The 15016-nt window shown below is 54.9% G+C and carries 17 protein-coding genes and 1 other RNA gene; 10 read left to right on the top strand and 8 right to left on the bottom strand.

What is annotated here, in order from left to right; all coding sequences use genetic code 11:
- Both ACMGGP_RS03390 and ACMGGP_RS03395 read left to right on the top strand, forming a co-directional pair.
- Positions 1-354 carry a ComEA family DNA-binding protein gene (locus ACMGGP_RS03390; protein WP_022626117.1) on the top strand — a complete coding sequence of 118 codons (354 nt, stop codon included), beginning with the start codon at positions 1-3 and terminating at the stop codon, positions 352-354.
- A 100-nt stretch (positions 355-454) separates the two neighbouring features.
- Positions 455-853 (top strand): YbgC/FadM family acyl-CoA thioesterase, encoded by a 399-nt coding sequence (locus ACMGGP_RS03395; RefSeq protein ID WP_010671209.1) that lies wholly within the window; start codon positions 455-457, stop codon positions 851-853.
- Between the two features lie 50 nt (positions 854-903).
- Here ACMGGP_RS03395 and queC read toward each other — a convergent pair whose 3' ends face one another.
- Positions 904-1599, bottom strand: coding sequence for a 7-cyano-7-deazaguanine synthase QueC (queC, locus tag ACMGGP_RS03400; protein ID WP_031592184.1), 696 nt, complete (start codon positions 1597-1599; stop codon positions 904-906).
- Positions 1600-1640: 41 nt separating this feature from the next.
- Entirely contained in the window at positions 1641-3359 is a 1719-nt protein-coding gene (locus ACMGGP_RS03405) for an SgrR family transcriptional regulator (protein ID WP_346461050.1), read from the bottom strand.
- A 92-nt stretch (positions 3360-3451) separates the two neighbouring features.
- Between ACMGGP_RS03405 and cof the strand changes: the two genes are divergently transcribed.
- Complete coding sequence (gene cof / locus ACMGGP_RS03410; RefSeq protein ID WP_158131947.1) at positions 3452-4273, top strand: HMP-PP phosphatase; 822 nt, start codon at positions 3452-3454, stop codon at positions 4271-4273.
- Positions 4274-4307: 34 nt separating this feature from the next.
- Here the strand turns inward: cof and ACMGGP_RS03415 are convergent, their stop codons facing one another.
- Positions 4308-5342, bottom strand: coding sequence for a PLP-dependent cysteine synthase family protein (locus ACMGGP_RS03415; RefSeq protein ID WP_122889137.1), 1035 nt, complete (start codon positions 5340-5342; stop codon positions 4308-4310).
- Between the two features lie 117 nt (positions 5343-5459).
- Here ACMGGP_RS03415 and ACMGGP_RS03420 point away from each other — a divergent pair, with 117 nt between their 5' ends.
- From ACMGGP_RS03420 to amtB, 5 genes are all read left to right on the top strand, one after another.
- Entirely contained in the window at positions 5460-5921 is a 462-nt protein-coding gene (locus ACMGGP_RS03420; RefSeq protein ID WP_010671213.1) for an Lrp/AsnC family transcriptional regulator, read from the top strand.
- 24 nt (positions 5922-5945) lie between these two features.
- The gene (locus ACMGGP_RS03425; protein ID WP_033756779.1) at positions 5946-7715 is read left to right on the top strand and encodes a SmdA family multidrug ABC transporter permease/ATP-binding protein; all 1770 of its coding nucleotides are present in this window, start codon (positions 5946-5948) and stop codon (positions 7713-7715) included.
- Entirely contained in the window at positions 7708-9483 is a 1776-nt protein-coding gene (locus tag ACMGGP_RS03430; protein ID WP_010671215.1) for a SmdB family multidrug efflux ABC transporter permease/ATP-binding protein, read from the top strand. The genes ACMGGP_RS03425 and ACMGGP_RS03430 overlap by 8 nt, the downstream gene beginning before the upstream one ends.
- Positions 9484-9740: 257 nt before the next feature.
- Positions 9741-10079: a P-II family nitrogen regulator gene (glnK, locus tag ACMGGP_RS03435; protein WP_003850469.1), complete on the top strand. Its 339-nt coding sequence runs from the start codon at positions 9741-9743 to the stop codon at positions 10077-10079.
- Between the two features lie 34 nt (positions 10080-10113).
- On the top strand, positions 10114-11400 hold the full coding sequence (gene amtB / locus ACMGGP_RS03440) for an ammonium transporter AmtB (RefSeq protein WP_010255877.1): 1287 nt from the start codon (positions 10114-10116) through the stop codon (positions 11398-11400).
- 50 nt (positions 11401-11450) lie between these two features.
- On the opposite strand, the gene tesB is transcribed toward amtB, so the two are convergent.
- Positions 11451-12314, bottom strand: coding sequence for an acyl-CoA thioesterase II (gene tesB / locus ACMGGP_RS03445; protein WP_124889747.1), 864 nt, complete (start codon positions 12312-12314; stop codon positions 11451-11453).
- A 223-nt stretch (positions 12315-12537) separates the two neighbouring features.
- On the opposite strand from tesB, the gene ACMGGP_RS03450 reads away from it, so the two are divergent.
- Positions 12538-13062, top strand: a complete 525-nt coding sequence (locus ACMGGP_RS03450; RefSeq protein WP_498798131.1) for a YbaY family lipoprotein — start codon at positions 12538-12540, stop codon at positions 13060-13062.
- A gap of 39 nt (positions 13063-13101) precedes the next feature.
- Here ACMGGP_RS03450 and ACMGGP_RS03455 read toward each other — a convergent pair whose 3' ends face one another.
- Positions 13102-13413, bottom strand: a complete 312-nt coding sequence (locus ACMGGP_RS03455) for an MGMT family protein (protein WP_031293095.1) — start codon at positions 13411-13413, stop codon at positions 13102-13104.
- Positions 13414-13588: 175 nt separating this feature from the next.
- On the opposite strand from ACMGGP_RS03455, the gene ffs reads away from it, so the two are divergent.
- Positions 13589-13685: signal recognition particle sRNA small type (gene ffs / locus ACMGGP_RS03460), an RNA gene on the top strand.
- Between the two features lie 134 nt (positions 13686-13819).
- On the opposite strand, the gene hha is transcribed toward ffs, so the two are convergent.
- The 3 genes from hha to ACMGGP_RS03475 form a co-directional block, all read right to left on the bottom strand.
- The gene (hha, locus tag ACMGGP_RS03465; RefSeq protein ID WP_003850458.1) at positions 13820-14035 is read right to left on the bottom strand and encodes a hemolysin expression-modulating protein Hha; all 216 of its coding nucleotides are present in this window, start codon (positions 14033-14035) and stop codon (positions 13820-13822) included.
- Positions 14036-14059: 24 nt separating this feature from the next.
- Complete coding sequence (gene tomB / locus ACMGGP_RS03470; protein ID WP_003850455.1) at positions 14060-14437, bottom strand: Hha toxicity modulator TomB; 378 nt, start codon at positions 14435-14437, stop codon at positions 14060-14062.
- Between the two features lie 147 nt (positions 14438-14584).
- Positions 14585-14938, bottom strand: a complete 354-nt coding sequence (locus ACMGGP_RS03475) for a hypothetical protein (protein ID WP_010255885.1) — start codon at positions 14936-14938, stop codon at positions 14585-14587.
- Positions 14939-15016 lie beyond the last annotated feature (78 nt).

Here is a 15016-nt window from a genome sequence, read left to right on the forward strand (position 1 = left end):
ATGGCTAAACCTAAACTCGTTGCCTTTTATCTTTCACTCGCGCTGGGCGGCGCACTCTGTCACAGCAGCGTCTCTGCGGCACCTGAACCTGTCAGCGCAGCCGTCACGCAGAGCTCACATCCTGCGTCGAAGCCGGAAGCCGCCGCGCAGCCACAGCAGGATCAGGTCAGCATTAATGAAGCAACAGCCGAACAGCTCTCTGCCGTTATGAATGGGGTGGGGCTGAAAAAGGCGCAGGCAATTGTGAGCTATCGCGAACAGTACGGACCGTTTAGCGCAATTCAGCAACTCAGTGAAGTGCCGGGTATCGGCAATGCGTTGATAGAGCGAAATGCGGCCCGGCTGAAATTGTGAAGCAGTACACATCTGTGATGCTTAACCCACGATAGACAGGCGACTCTGCTAAAGTGAACAGGTCCAACCAGTTAATTCACAGCAGCAGGAGAGCATGATCATGCAGACCACCATAAAAGTGCGCGGCTATCATCTGGATGTCTATCAGCACGTCAATAATGCGCGCTATCTTGAGTTTCTGGAGGAGGCGCGCTGGGAGTGGCTGGAAGAGGTGGAAGCATTCCACTGGTTGCAGGAACAGAAACTGGCTTTTGTGGTGGTAAACATCAACATCAACTACCGTCGTCCGGCCGTGCTGGGTGACGTACTGACTATCGACAGTGAGATCACGCAGTTGAATGGCAAAAGCGGCATTATTGCGCAGCGTGTTTTGCTGGCAGGGCAGGAGACCGTGGTGGCGGATGCCGCACTCACTTTTGTCTGTATTGATTTGCGGACTCAGAAGGCGGTTGCGCTGGAAGGGGAGTTGCGCGAGCGACTGATGCGTCTGATGGCATGAGTCGATAAAAAGGCGGCAACCCGTATTCTCTGCCGCCACCTCAGACACTCTTAGTTAAGACCGCTTTTTGCTTTCATTGCCGCCATTACGCCAGCACGATCGTTGAGATAACCCTGCAGGCCATTGGCCCGTAAATGACAGGCTGCACACTCACCACATCCATCACCTTTCACGCCGTTATAGCAGGTCAGCGTCTGCTCGCGTACCAGCGCAAGCTGCTGCCAGTAATCCGCCAGCGCCCAGGTTTCCGCTTTATTGAGCCACATCAGCGGCGTCTCAAAACGAACATCGCGCGCCATGCCCAGCGACACCGCATGGTTCAGCGCTTTGACAAACTCATCGCGGCAATCGGGATAGCCGGAGAAATCGGTCTCACAGACACCAGTGATCACCGCTTCCGCTTCGACCTGATAAGCGTAAACCGAGGCCAGCGTCAGAAAGAGAATATTGCGTCCCGGCACAAACGTACTGGGTAATCCACTGGCCTCGGGATTATAAGCCGGCACCGGAATGTTATCCCGCGTCAGGCTGCTGACGGCGAGTTCGTTCAGCATGGTGACATCCAGCACTTTATGCGCGCGCGCGCCCAATTTAATCGCCAGGTCGCGGGCGACATCGATCTCTTCCCGATGGCGTTGTCCATAGTCGAAAGTGACGCAATGAACGTCATCATATTGTTCTAAGGCCTGAATCAGGCAGGTAGTGGAGTCTTGTCCACCGCTGAAAACTACAACAGCGCGTTTCATGGTGTTTTCCTGATAATTAATTTTGCGCTTATGGTAATGCCTCAGTCCGCCGCTGAACAGCTGCATGGCAGATCAATGGGCGGCGGGATCCATGCGCGGCTGAAATCGAACCAGCCCAGCGTATTCAGTTCAATCCCTTCAACGCCCGGCGGCGCGTAGATTTGATAGCGATAATTGAACAGTGGCAGCAGGATGCCGCCCGTCATCAGCTGATGATAAAGCTGATGCAGCGAGCGGGCACGGGTTTCGTCGTCAGCAATTTGCTGGATAGCCAGCAGTTGCGCCTGAATCTCTTCGCCCTGCAGTGTGGGCCACAGCGGCCGCCATAGCGGGTCAGTCTGCAACCAGCTGGCCAGCGTAAAGACCGGCGCATCACCAATCAGTCTGTCGCCCATCACGATATCTGCCTTATCAAGCGGGTCGATGCCGTGCCAGTTTTTTACCGGATGAAAAACAACCTTCAGGGTGCAGCCGTGCTGTTTTAACAGTGCAACCAGCGCCTGTGACATCTGATGCAGCTCAACCGGCAACTGATAATGCAGCGTCAGGGTTGCCGGTAAGGGAACCCTGACAGCATCAATCAGCGGCACACTCCAGCCAGGTAACAGCTCTTTACTGGGAGTGATGAGTCCCTCATCCAGAGGCAACCGGCTGACAATGCCGCTTTGCTGGATCAGCTGGAAAAGCGTGCGCGCCTGATCAGCGGTAAATCCGGCTCGCGGCCGGCAGACCAGATAACAGAAGCCGAGGCTGATACTGCTGCTGACCGGTTGCAGCGTCCTGAGCTCTGTGGCATCGCCTATCGCAATCTGCACCGGATGACGACAGCTGCTGCCGAGAGCGGGATCAAACAGCTGAGGGGTAATCCAGTACTCTACTGCCTGCAGCAGAGGGCGCTGCAGATGCCAGCGCGCGTGACTTTCAATCCTGACCAGCTCGGCGCTGAAGTGCCTGAGTTTCCACGGCCCGCTGCCCGTGGCGGGATCGATGGGATGGGGCAGCAGGCACAACAAGTGGGCGAGCCGATGGGGCAGCCAGAAATCAGGGCGTCGCAGTACGAAACGCACCGCAAGCGGATGGGGCGCATCCACGCTGACCACATCGGCCAGCAACACACTGACGCGCCTATCCCGCAACAGCTGGTGGAACTGCGCCACCAGTTGTGCGGCCTGCAGAGGCTCGTCGTTGTGCCACATCAGCTGAGGTCGTAACCAGAATAACCAGCCAGATGACGCCTCGTCATATTGCCAGTGATGCGCCAGATCGCCGACCGGCTCATCCTGCTCAAAGCGGGTCAGACCGGAATAGATCTGGCGAGCCAGGTGCTGTTCGGCCCGACCAGTAATCTGGCGCGGCTCTGTGCTCTCCATCGGACGATAGTAGGGGATGCGCAGAACCGGCGTATCGTTCTGCCACTGTCCACCCATTAATGGCCGCAGCATATTGATTAGCCTTTCCGGCGGCAGATCCAGCAGCTGCAAGGCCTCAGCGGCGTCTCCGGCGTCGAGCTGTTGTTGCAGCAACTGCTGCCGTAATTGTTCAGGTGAGCGCAGAAATACTATCTGTCCCTGTTTGCCACGGCCAGGCTCGCCGCGCCAGCTGAGCCAGCCTGCATGCTGCCACTGTGACAGCAACGTGCGCAGATGACGCTCGCTGCAGATACAGTGGCGGGCCATCTCCGCCACGCAGGTTTGCTGTGGGGCGCCCTGACTCTGCTGCCACAGACGCTGGAACTGATTAAGACGGTTAAGCTGGCGCATGTTAAACCCGGAACAGTTTTTTAAAAGTATTCACTATTAGTTCCGCAATTAACAGGCAATAGTGGAGTTCATCTTTCAGCAGGAGGTAAATCATGGTGCGTTTAGCCGCGTTCGATATGGATGGCACATTATTGCTGCCGGATCATCAGCTGGGTCAGCAGACGCTGGATAGCCTGCAGGCGTTGCATCTGCGTGGCGTTAATCTGGCGCTAGCGACGGGCCGCCATCTGCTGGAGATGCAGATCTTACGGGAAAAAATGACACTGCCCGCGTGGCTGATTACCGGTAATGGTACCCGTGTACACGACAGGCAGGGCAATCTGATCTTTGCGCGTGATCTGCCCTCTTCGGTCGCCGAAGAGGTGATCCACCGCCGCTGGGATACGCACGCCACCCTGCATGTTTTCAACGATCAGGGGTGGTTTACCGATCACCCACAGCCTGAACTGCTGGTGGCCCATCAGATCAGCGGATTTGGCTATCAGCTGTGCGATCTTAAAAGGTTGCCCGCGCATCAGGTGACAAAAATCTGCTTTATCGATCAGCATCAGCGCCTCTGTCATCTAAAAACAGAGCTGGATGCCGCACTGGGTGAGCAGGCTAACATCTGCTTCTCTGCTGTGGATTGTCTGGAGGTGTTACCCGCCAGCTGCAATAAAGGCAGCGCGCTGGCACTGTTATGTGACCATCTGTCGCTGACCATGGCGGAGTGTATGGCGTTTGGTGATGCGATGAACGATCGCGAGATGCTGGCGCAGGCCGGACAGGGTTTTATCATGGGCAATGCGATGGCGCAGCTGAAAGCCGCGCTACCGCATCTGCCGGTATTAGGGCATTGCGAGACACAGGCGGTGTCTCACTATTTAAATCACTGGCTGGCAACACCCGACCTCGCGTATTCCCCCGAATGCTGAGGATTGCCGTGAACCGGACAGGATGTCCGGTTTTTTATTCCAGCTCGCGCTGCCATGGCGTGATATCGCCAATATGTTTTGCCACCCACTCAGGCTGATAGTAGCTATCGGGATAACGTTCGCCGCTGTCGCACAGCAGTGTCACCAGTGCTCCCTGCTGATTCGCTGCCCGTAAGCGTTTTGCCACCTGCATCATGCCCCAGAAATTGGTGCCGGTAGAGGCGCCAGGCTTGCGTCCCAGAATCTTTTCCAGTTTCAGCATGGCGGCCAGCGTTGCACCATCCGGCACTTTGATCATTTCGTCGATCACGTCAGGCATAAACGACGGCTCCACTCGCGGACGGCCAATTCCTTCGATCATGCTGCCGCGCGCGCTGGTCAGGGTGGCATCACGCTTCTGCCAGTAATCAAAAAACACCGAATGCTGCGGATCAACCACCAGCAGTTTGGTTTCCAGTCCCTGATAACGGATATAGCGGCCCAGCGTGGCTGAGGTGCCGCCGGTGCCCGCACTCATGATTATCGTATGGGGAATCGGATAAGGTTCATGCTCCATCTGACGGAAAATGCTCTCTGCAATATTGTTATTGCCGCGCCAGTCGGTGGCACGTTCAGCATAGGTAAACTGATCCATAAAATGGCCATTGAGCTCCCGCGCCAGCCGTTCAGATTCAGCATAGAGCTGGCAGGGATCTTCAACAAAATGGCACTGTCCGCCATAAAAGGTGATCTGCTCAATTTTACGCTTCGCCGTGCTCGCCGGCATCACCGCAATAAAGGGCAGACCCAGCAGCCTTGCGAAGTACGCCTCAGAAACGGCAGTGCTGCCTGACGAAGCTTCGATAATCGGCGTATCCTGTTTAATCCAGCCGTTGGAGAGGCCGTAGAGGAACAGGGATCGTGCCAGCCGGTGTTTAAGACTGCCACTGGGATGGGTACTTTCATCTTTCAGATAGAACCAGATACCGGGAAAGTCCGCCAGATCGAAACGGATCAAATGGGTCTCAGCCGATCGTTGAAAATCAGCGTTAATTTCGTTGATAGCGTGGCGAATCCAGCAGGTGTGCATCTCAGGCGTCCGGTAAAAAAGTGATGCGGCTATTTTATGGCACGTGCAGGAAAAAGAGATTGCACAATTACCGTTAAAATGGCGGTAATGGAGAAAATGATTCTCCCGGAGCCGCGAATGTTAGATAAAACTGACCTTAAATTGCTCTCACTGCTGCAGCATGACTGCACGCTGTCGCTGCAGGCGCTGGCGGATGCCGTCAACCTCACCACCACACCCTGCTGGAAGCGCCTGAAAAAGCTTGAAGATGATGGCATTATTCGCGCACGGGTGGCGTTGCTGGATGGAGATAAAATCGGACTGTCACTGACGGCGTTTATGTTTGTTAAAACGCAGCAGCACAGTCGCGACTGGTATCAGGCATTTGTCTCGGTGGTGAGCAGCATGCCGGAGGTAATGGCCTTTTACCGTATGGCAGGCGAGTATGATTACCTGCTGCGCATTCAGGTGGCCGACATGAAAAGCTATGATGCTTTCTACAAGCGATTAGTGAATGGGGTGCCTGGCCTGATTGATGTGACATCCAGCTTCGCCATGGAAGAGATTAAATACACCACGGCTTTACCTGTTGCCCCCTGAGGGCCTGAGATTGAGAGCAGCGTTGTGCGATTATTCAGTCAATTAAGTTGGTATTTTCTGCGGGAGTGGCGGCGCTATCTGGGCGCGGTCCTCCTGCTGATTGTTATTGCTATTCTGCAGCTGCTGCCACCGCATGTGGTCGGGGTGATTGTCGATGGCGTGACGCGTGACAACATGAGCACCAGCCGCATCATGATGTGGATTGGGATCATGCTGGCAACGGCGGTGGTGGTCTATCTGCTGCGCTATGTCTGGCGCGTGCTGCTGTTTGGTGCCTCCTACCAGCTGGCGGTTGAGCTGCGCGAAGATTTCTATCGCCAGCTGAGTCGTCAGCAACCGGCATTTTATCTGCGTCACCGCACCGGCGACCTGATTGCGCGCGCCACCAACGACGTGGATCGGGTGGTGTTTGCGGCCGGGGAAGGGGTTCTGACGCTGGTCGACTCGCTGGTCATGGGCTGCGTGGTGCTGCTGGTAATGAGCACGCAGATCAGCTGGCAGCTGACGCTGCTTGCGCTGGTGCCGATGCCCATTATGGCCATCGTGATCCATCGCTACGGTAATCAACTGCACCATCGCTTTAAGCTGGCACAGGCCGCCTTCTCCAGTCTCAACGATCAGACGCAGGAGAGCCTGACCAGCATCCGGATGATTAAATCCTTTGGCCTTGAACAGCATCAGTCGCAGCAATTTTCCGATATCGCCCGCGATACCGGTGAAAAAAACCTGCGCGTGGCGCGGGTCGATGCCCGTTTCGATCCCACTATCTATATCGCTATCGGCTTCTCAAACCTGCTGGCGATTGGTGGCGGCAGCTGGCTGGTCTGGCATGGAGAGATGACGCTGGGGCAGCTCACCAGCTTTGTGATGTATCTCGGCCTGATGATCTGGCCGATGCTGGCGCTGGCGTGGATGTTTAATATTGTTGAACGCGGCAGCGCCGCCTGGAGCCGTATCGGCGCGCTGCTGGCTGAAGCGCCAGCGGTGGAAGATGGCGATAAGTCACTGCCATCTGAGCCGGGCACGCTGCAGGTCGCGATTCGTGCCTTTAACTATCCGGCCAGCGTGGGTCCGGTCTTAAGCGATGTCAGCTTCCAGCTGAAACCCGGCGAGATGCTGGGGCTGTGCGGGCCAACCGGCAGTGGCAAAAGTACGCTGCTTAGCCTGATTCAGCGCCACTTTGATATTCAGCAGGGCGACATCCGTTATCACCAGATCCCGCTGCCGCAGTTGCGGCTGGACAGCTGGCGCAGCCGTCTGGCCGTGGTCAGCCAGACACCGTTCCTGTTCTCAGACAGCGTGGCGAACAATATTGCGCTGGGAAAACCGGGCGCAACCCAGCAGGAGATTGAGCATGCCGCCACGCTGGCCTGCGTTCATGACGATATCCTGCGTTTGCCGCAGGGCTATGAAACGGAAGTCGGGGAGCGCGGTGTGATGCTGTCGGGTGGGCAGAAGCAGCGTCTTTCGATTGCCCGGGCGCTGCTGCTGAATGCGGAAATCCTGATTCTGGACGACGCGCTTTCCGCGGTCGATGGCCGTACCGAACACGAAATCCTGCATAACCTGCGCATCTGGGGGCAGGGACGCACGCTGATTATCAGCGCGCACCGCTTATCGGCACTGACGGAAGCCAGTGAAATCCTGGTCCTGCAGCAGGGCAGAGTGGCGCAGCGGGGCGACCACGACGCGCTGACCGGCAGGGCTGGCTGGTATCGGGACATGTACCGTTACCAGCAACTGGAAGCGGCGCTGGATGATGATGAAAATGAGAAAGGAGTGCCGCATGGCTAAGTCTGCACGCTTGTGGCCTACCCTGAAGCGTCTGCTGAGCTACGGTAAGCCGTGGCGCAAATCCCTGTCGCTGGCGGTAGGGATGCTGTGGATCGCTGCCGCGGCGGAAGTGACCGGACCGGTGCTGGTCAGCTATTTTATCGACAACCTGGTGGCGAAACATCAGATGCCCTGGGGAGTGGTCGCCGGACTGGTGGTCAGTTTTATCCTGCTTCAGCTGCTGGCCGCCGGGCTGCACTACTGGCAGGCGCTGTTGTTTAACCGAGCCGCTATCGGCGTGGTACAGCGGTTACGCAGTGACGTGATGAATGCCGCACTCTGTCAGCCGCTGAGTGCCTTTGATACCCAGCCGGTCGGGCAGATTATTTCACGCGTGACTAACGACACCGAAGTCATCCGCGATCTCTACGTCACGGTGGTTTCAACCGTGCTGCGCAGTGCCGCACTGGTCGGCGCCATGATGGTGGCGATGTTCAGCCTTGACTGGCGCATGGCGCTGGTGGCGATGATGATCTTCCCGCTGGTACTGGTGGTGATGTTCATCTATCAGCGTTACAGCACGCCCATTGCCCGTCGGGTTCGCAGCTATCTGGCAGACATCAATAATGGCTTTAACGAAGTCATCAGCGGTATGAGCGTGATCCAGCAGTTTCGTCAGCAGGCGCGATTTGGTGAGCGAATGGGCGAAGCAAGCCGCTCTCACTATCTGGCGCGAATGGAAACGCTGCGTCTGGATGGTTTTCTGCTGCGTCCGCTGTTGAGTCTGTTTTCAGCGATGGTGTTGTGTGGGCTGCTGATCCTGTTTAGTTTCTCGATGCCTGGCGTGTTTGAAGTGGGGGTACTCTATGCCTTTATTACCTATCTGGGGCGTCTGAATGAGCCGCTGATTGAGCTGACCACTCAGCAATCGATGCTGCAGCAGGCGGTAGTTTCAGGTGAGCGTATTTTCGAACTGATGGATGCTGCACAGCAGCAGTATGGTGCCGATCAACAACCGCTGGCTTCAGGTCGTATCACCCTGAACAATCTGAGCTTTGCCTACCGTGAAAACCGCGATGTGCTCAGTGATATCAATCTTGAGGTTGCCCCACGCGAGTTTGTGGCGCTGGTGGGACATACCGGCAGCGGTAAAAGCACGCTGGCGAACCTGTTAATGGGTTACTACCCGGTGACGCGCGGCGAGATCCGCATTGATGATCGACCCATTAGCGACCTGAGCCATGCCGTGCTGCGGCGCGGTATTGCGATGGTGCAGCAGGATCCGGTGGTGCTGGCCGATACGCTGCTGGCGAATGTGCGGCTGGGACGTGACATCAGCGAAGAGGCCGTCTGGACGGTGCTGGAACAGGTGCAGCTGGCTCCGCTGGCGCATGCGTTGCCGGAGGGAATTCATACCCGGCTGGGTGAGCAGGGCAATAATCTGTCGGTCGGGCAGAAGCAGCTGCTGGCACTGGCCCGGGTGCTGGTTGATCTGCCGCAGATACTGATCCTCGACGAAGCGACGGCCAATATTGATTCCGGCACCGAGCAGGCCATTCAGCAGACGCTTGAGACGCTGCGCCAGCACAGCACGCTGGTGGTGATTGCTCACCGCCTCTCAACGATTATTGAAGCAGACAAGATTCTGGTGCTGCATCGTGGTCGTGTGGTTGAGCAGGGTACGCATCAGCAACTGCTGGCGATGCAGGGACGTTACTGGCAGATGTATCAGCTGCAGCAGGCAGGTGAAGATCTGGTATCGGGCGTCGCTGTAACAACTGAAGGCTGAGTTGCACCTTTTTTGCGCACCTTTATCAGATTAATCTGTATAAATGCACTCCTTTGACGCCTGAAGCACCAAAGGAGTGCAGCCCTCCGCTGCAATTACCCCTGTACGGCCTCTCTGTTTCCCATCCTCTTTAAAGCATCCCTTGTCGCGTCTCGCCTGAACAACGTATTACCGTCATTTTCACACTCTGGCACAGGCTTTGCTTATATCCCTGCGTGTCCGTAAACCTTACCTATTTACTCGCTGGAGGGGATCCAATGAAGCTGGTTACCGTCGTAATTAAGCCATTCAAGCTGGAGGATGTACGTGAAGCTTTATCCTCTATCGGCATTCAGGGACTGACCGTCTCCGAAGTGAAAGGTTTTGGCCGTCAGAAGGGCCATGCAGAGCTTTATCGTGGCGCAGAGTACAGCGTGAACTTCCTGCCTAAGGTCAAAATTGATATCGCTATTGCCGACGATCAGTTAGACGAAGTGGTGGATGTCATCAGTAAAGCGGCTTACACCGGCAAAATTGGCGACGGTAAAATTTTCGTAGCTGAACTGCAGCGCGTCATCCGTATTCGTACCGGCGAGACCGACGAAGCCGCTCTGTAATAAAGACTCAGTACTGTGATGGGATGGAATAAAAATGAATAAAATTTTCGCTAAGTTGGGCCTCACCAGCCTGGCACTGTTACCCTCACTCGCAATGGCTGCGCCTGCCGTTGCGGACAAGGCTGATAACGCATTTATGATGATTTGCACCGCGCTGGTGCTGTTTATGTCAATTCCAGGTATCGCGCTGTTTTATGGTGGTTTGATTCGCGGTAAAAACGTGCTGTCGATGCTGACTCAGGTTGCCGTCACCTTCTCACTGGTCTGCGTATTATGGATGGTTTACGGCTATTCACTGGCGTTCAGTGAAGGCAACGCCTTCTTTGGCAGCTTTAACTGGGTGATGCTGAAAAACATTCAGCTGACCGCCGTCATGGGCAGCTTCTATCAATATATTCATGTCGCGTTCCAGGCCTCGTTTGCCTGTATCACGGTGGGCCTGATTGTCGGTGCTATCGCAGAACGCATCCGTTTCTCTGCCGTACTGATTTTTGTCGGCGTCTGGCTGACCCTGGCTTACCTGCCTATCGCGCACATGGTGTGGGCTGGCGGTTTCCTGGCACAGGATGGCGCGCTGGACTTTGCTGGCGGCACCGTGGTGCATATTAACGCCGCTGTCGCCGGTCTGGTGGGCGCTTATCTGGTGGGCAAACGTGCCGGCTTTGGTAAAGAGGCCTTCAAACCACACAACCTGCCAATGGTATTCACCGGCACCGCCATTCTGTATGTCGGCTGGTTCGGTTTCAACGCCGGTTCTGCTTCTGCAGCAAACGAAATCGCGGCGCTGGCCTTCCTGAACACCGTTGTCGCCACAGCGGGCGCCGTGTTGTCATGGACCTTTGGCGAGTGGGCGGTACGTGGTAAGCCTTCGCTGCTGGGTGCCTGTTCAGGCTTTATTGCCGGGCTGGTAGCGATTACGCCTGCCTGTGGTTATGTCGGCGTCGGCGGTGCATTAATTATCGGCCTGGTCGGCGGACTGGCGGGACTGTGGGGCGTGACCACTCTGAAAAAATGGCTGCGCGTGGATGATCCCTGCGATGTGTTCGGCGTGCATGGCGTGTGCGGCATTGTCGGCTGTATCCTGACTGGCGTGTTTGCCTCCTCTTCACTGGGCGGCGTAGGCTATGCAGAGGGTGTCACCATGGGCCATCAGGTCTGGGTACAGCTCTTCAGCGTGGGCCTGACTATCGTCTGGTCGGGCGTTGTCGCCTTCATCGGCTTCAAGCTGGCTGATTTGATTGTCGGTCTGCGCGTTCCGGAAGAGCATGAGCGTGAAGGTCTGGATGTAAACAGCCACGGCGAGAATGCTTACAACCAGTAATGGATGGGCAGTGAAAAGATCAACCGGGGGCGAGTAATCGCCCCCTTTTTTTATTCGCTGCGCTGACGCATCACCCCTTCCTGAACCGTTGAGGCCACCAGCACACCCTGCTGATTGTAGAACTCGCCCCGGACAAAACCCCGTGCGCCTGACGCCGAAGTACTGACTACGCTATAGAGCAGCCATTCACTGAAGTCGAACGGGCGGTGGAACCACATTGAGTGGTCGATAGTGGCGACCTGCATGTCCGGCTCTAAAAAGCCTTTGCCGTGCGGCTGGAGCGCGACCGGCAGGAAATTGAGATCGGAAGCATAGCCGAGCAGATACTGATGGATACGCAAATCGTCGGGCAGTGGGCCGGTGGCACGGATCCAGACCTGGCGTTCAGGCTTATCCACATGGCCCCGGAGAGGATTGTGAATCTGTACCGGGCGGATCTCCAGCGGACGCTCAGCAATGAATTTTTCACGTAGCTTTTCTGGCAGCAGATGCGCCATTTTCTGCGCCATCGCCTGTTCAGTTAACAGATTCTCTGGCCCCTCCACCTGTGGCATCGGATTCTGATGTTCAAAGCCGCTTTCCGGTGACTGGAACGAGGCGGTCATATAAAAAATCGGCTGCCCATTCTGAATGGCACTGACCCTACGTGCGCTGAAACTTTTGCCATCACGCAGCGTTTCAACATCGTAAATAATCGCTTTCTGACTATCGCCGGGCCGCAAAAAATAGCTGTGAAAAGAGTGAATAATGCGATCTTCCGCCACAGTTTGCTTTGCGGCATACAGCGCCTGACCCACCACCTGACCGCCAAACACCTGACGAAGGCCAATATCTTCGCTCTGGCCGCGATATAAACCCTCTTCCAGTTTTTCCAGATTTAATAAATTCAGCAGATTTTGCAGTGCCTGACTCATGGCGCGTTCCTCAATATAGTGACCTGCTCAGTGTGAAAGATCGGACCAGTTGACGTCAATCAGACTTTCTACATTGTCGGTGCCAGGCAAAATTTCATTTTTGTGCCAACATTAAGGACATACGGCGAGTGAAGCGCTGTAAGCAGGATTCGCTGCCGACAATCATTTTGATCAAATGGAGACGACATCAATGAAACTCAGGCATGTGTTCAGTGGAGTAGTTATGGCGGTTGCTGTTGTAGGATGCGCCGACAAGAGTAAACCCGTGCCAACGCCAACTCTGGGTTCTGCGGTTGCAGGACAGACGGCGGCGATTGCGCAGCCCAACGTAAGTGGTTCAGTCTTTATCCGCCAGCGCATTGCGCTGCCGCCGGATGCGGTATTAACCGTGACGCTCTCTGATGCGTCCGTCGCCGATGCACCCTCAAAAGTGCTGTCGCAGCGCGTGGTGCGTACCGAAGGCAAACAGGCACCGTTCCAGTTCGTGCTGCCGTTTAACCCAGCCGACATCAAGCCTGATGCACGCATTCTGTTAAGCGCAGCTATCTCAATCGACGGTAAGCTGGCCTTTATCACTGAAGGCGTGAAGCCAGTGATTAACCAGGGTGGCACCAAAGCAGAGCTGCTGCTGGTACCGGTACCGTCTATGGCGATGCCAACCCAGCCGGGCGCAGCGACCACCGTTCCTTCGACCTCACCGACTCAGGTGACGCCGTCTGCTGCGGTTCCTGCTCCAACCCGTCTGTAAACTCATTTCGGGGCGACATTGTCGCCCTTTTTACCCTGTCTAAAATCGCCAGCGATAAGTCTCGAGATCGAGCTGTCCGTCATCACTCACCTCTATGCCTTCCGCCTCCAGTGCATCCCGCTGCCGCAACAGACGGTCACCCTGAAGAGAAATTGTGCCGTGTCGGTTTACGACGCGATGCCAGGGAAGGGTAGTTCCCTCGGGTAAGCGACTCAGCACGCCACCAACCTGACGCGCCGCGCGCGGAGAACCGGCCAGTAGCGCCACATCGCCATAGGTGGTGACGCGGCCAGCCGGAATAGCGGCAACAATTTGCCAGATGCGTTGCTGGAAAGTGTCTGGCTGATTCATGTACTTATTTCATCAGGAAAAAGGGTTTTAACTTTAGCACGGGGAAAAGGCGGAAAAAGCGTAAAAGCGGTGGTTGTTCAAGAAAACAACGGTTGTCCCGACTACGCTTGCAATTGCCACCTCCTTCCCAGATAATGCCCCCGCTCTCGTAAAGAGGGCTTGTCAATGGGGGCCCTGTTGGTTCTCCCGCAATGCTAGCTTGTGAACTCGGTCAGATCCGGAAGGAAGCAGCCGTAGCAGGTGACGCGTGTGCCGGGATGTAGCTGGCAGGGCCCCCACCACTTTCTCCCTTCGATATTCTCCCCCTAAGCTGCAGACAGGCAAAACCCGCCTGGGCCGATCCTTTGCCGGCAGGCAGGATTATCCGGTACTTTATTGGGGTAAAACTGAGCTGTAAGCGATCAGATTAACGGACAAATTTCCATACTGAACCCGGGACTTTATCGTAGAGCTTGTTCATCGTCAGTTCCGCCAGGCGATGGTCAGCTGCTGAGTAAAATACCGCTAATTCATCTTCCGGTAATTCATACTTATTTTTTTCAATCACCCTTTCCAGGGTATCAAGAGAGCGGCAGCGCCGCAGTCGCATCAAATAATCGGTTTTAGTCAGGGTTTTGTTCATAAATAAACCGTTCTCATGTCTTTACTATAATGAATGGCTCGGTTGCTGGAGAAAAGCGCACTCTTCAGTGAACAGATTAAATAAGCGTTTTGCTGAACGTTGCCACCGCTGAAGATCCGGACTATTGACACCATAATTGCTGAATAGCATAAAAGTATCATCAAGATATTCATCGATTTGCGAAATCAGCGCTTCATCTTCAACGTGCTTAATTTTGTAATTCATGGTGAAAGAGGCGATATGCTCAATCAAATCGTTAAGCTGTAGATTGCTTTCAGAAGTGGGATCATTAACCCAGCCATGATGACTGTCGGTTAATGTTGCCATGCTGTCGTCAAACAGACTCTCACAAAGGTATTTAAGCTGGGCAATATCATGCCGTTTCGGTGAGTATTCGTCCATCTTTTTCCCCTCCATAGCTAGCACAGTTGCCGCAGGGCGGCGAGAGAAGATCACGCGGCCAGGAAGCGATTATTCGGGCAGTTATTAAACGGGATACCTTAAAGATAGTGTAAAACCATTAGTTCTGCTCACCTCCATTACTAAATATTACAATTCATCGCCAGGGGAGGGTTGCTCATTGTCGATCACATCAAACTCAAGTGCACCGGGCTTAATGTGAAAGTTTACCTGTTCTGACTGCGTCACGGTTTCATTTAGATCCAGGCAGGGACTAAATAAATTCCAGTCAAAATCGTAAAGTAATTTAAAACTATTCAGATCCTGGTATTCAACCGAAATGATTTTTAAACTGCCTGGAACTAACCGGGCATTTTGTGAGTACCAGCGTAAATCCCCTACCAGCAAATCGGTTATTTTGAGAATATTCCGCTGAACAATCTCTGCTATTTTTGCGCAGTCCGATTCACCCGCGGCAATATCACATTCAATGCGTGACAGCATATCTGTTCCACTTATAACCGTTAATAAACCTATCATTGGTTTTCTGCAACTGGTTTGCAAGCCAGTTGAGCACAAAAC

Source organism: Curtobacterium sp. BNK-1 (assembly GCF_048685235.1).
Classification (GTDB): domain Bacteria; phylum Pseudomonadota; class Gammaproteobacteria; order Enterobacterales; family Enterobacteriaceae; genus Pantoea; species Pantoea agglomerans.

What these genes read in the sequence shown, in the direction of transcription:
- ACMGGP_RS03430 (WP_010671215.1), top strand. Translation starts at nt 7,708, where the DNA reads ATGGCTAAGTCTGCACGCTTGTGGCCTACCCTGAAGCGTCTGCTGAGC.
- queC (WP_031592184.1), bottom strand. Translation starts at nt 1,599, where the DNA reads ATGAAACGCGCTGTTGTAGTTTTCAGCGGTGGACAAGACTCCACTACC.
- ACMGGP_RS03395 (WP_010671209.1), top strand. Translation starts at nt 455, where the DNA reads ATGCAGACCACCATAAAAGTGCGCGGCTATCATCTGGATGTCTATCAG.
- ACMGGP_RS03475 (WP_010255885.1), bottom strand. Translation starts at nt 14,938, where the DNA reads ATGCTGTCACGCATTGAATGTGATATTGCCGCGGGTGAATCGGACTGC.
- glnK (WP_003850469.1), top strand. Translation starts at nt 9,741, where the DNA reads ATGAAGCTGGTTACCGTCGTAATTAAGCCATTCAAGCTGGAGGATGTA.
- ACMGGP_RS03450 (WP_498798131.1), top strand. Translation starts at nt 12,538, where the DNA reads ATGGCGGTTGCTGTTGTAGGATGCGCCGACAAGAGTAAACCCGTGCCA.
- ACMGGP_RS03405 (WP_346461050.1), bottom strand. Translation starts at nt 3,359, where the DNA reads ATGCGCCAGCTTAACCGTCTTAATCAGTTCCAGCGTCTGTGGCAGCAG.
- ACMGGP_RS03455 (WP_031293095.1), bottom strand. Translation starts at nt 13,413, where the DNA reads ATGAATCAGCCAGACACTTTCCAGCAACGCATCTGGCAAATTGTTGCC.
- ACMGGP_RS03390 (WP_022626117.1), top strand. Translation starts at nt 1, where the DNA reads ATGGCTAAACCTAAACTCGTTGCCTTTTATCTTTCACTCGCGCTGGGC.
- hha (WP_003850458.1), bottom strand. Translation starts at nt 14,035, where the DNA reads ATGAACAAAACCCTGACTAAAACCGATTATTTGATGCGACTGCGGCGC.
- tomB (WP_003850455.1), bottom strand. Translation starts at nt 14,437, where the DNA reads ATGGACGAATACTCACCGAAACGGCATGATATTGCCCAGCTTAAATAC.
- tesB (WP_124889747.1), bottom strand. Translation starts at nt 12,314, where the DNA reads ATGAGTCAGGCACTGCAAAATCTGCTGAATTTATTAAATCTGGAAAAA.
- ACMGGP_RS03420 (WP_010671213.1), top strand. Translation starts at nt 5,460, where the DNA reads ATGTTAGATAAAACTGACCTTAAATTGCTCTCACTGCTGCAGCATGAC.
- cof (WP_158131947.1), top strand. Translation starts at nt 3,452, where the DNA reads ATGGTGCGTTTAGCCGCGTTCGATATGGATGGCACATTATTGCTGCCG.
- ACMGGP_RS03415 (WP_122889137.1), bottom strand. Translation starts at nt 5,342, where the DNA reads ATGCACACCTGCTGGATTCGCCACGCTATCAACGAAATTAACGCTGAT.
- amtB (WP_010255877.1), top strand. Translation starts at nt 10,114, where the DNA reads ATGAATAAAATTTTCGCTAAGTTGGGCCTCACCAGCCTGGCACTGTTA.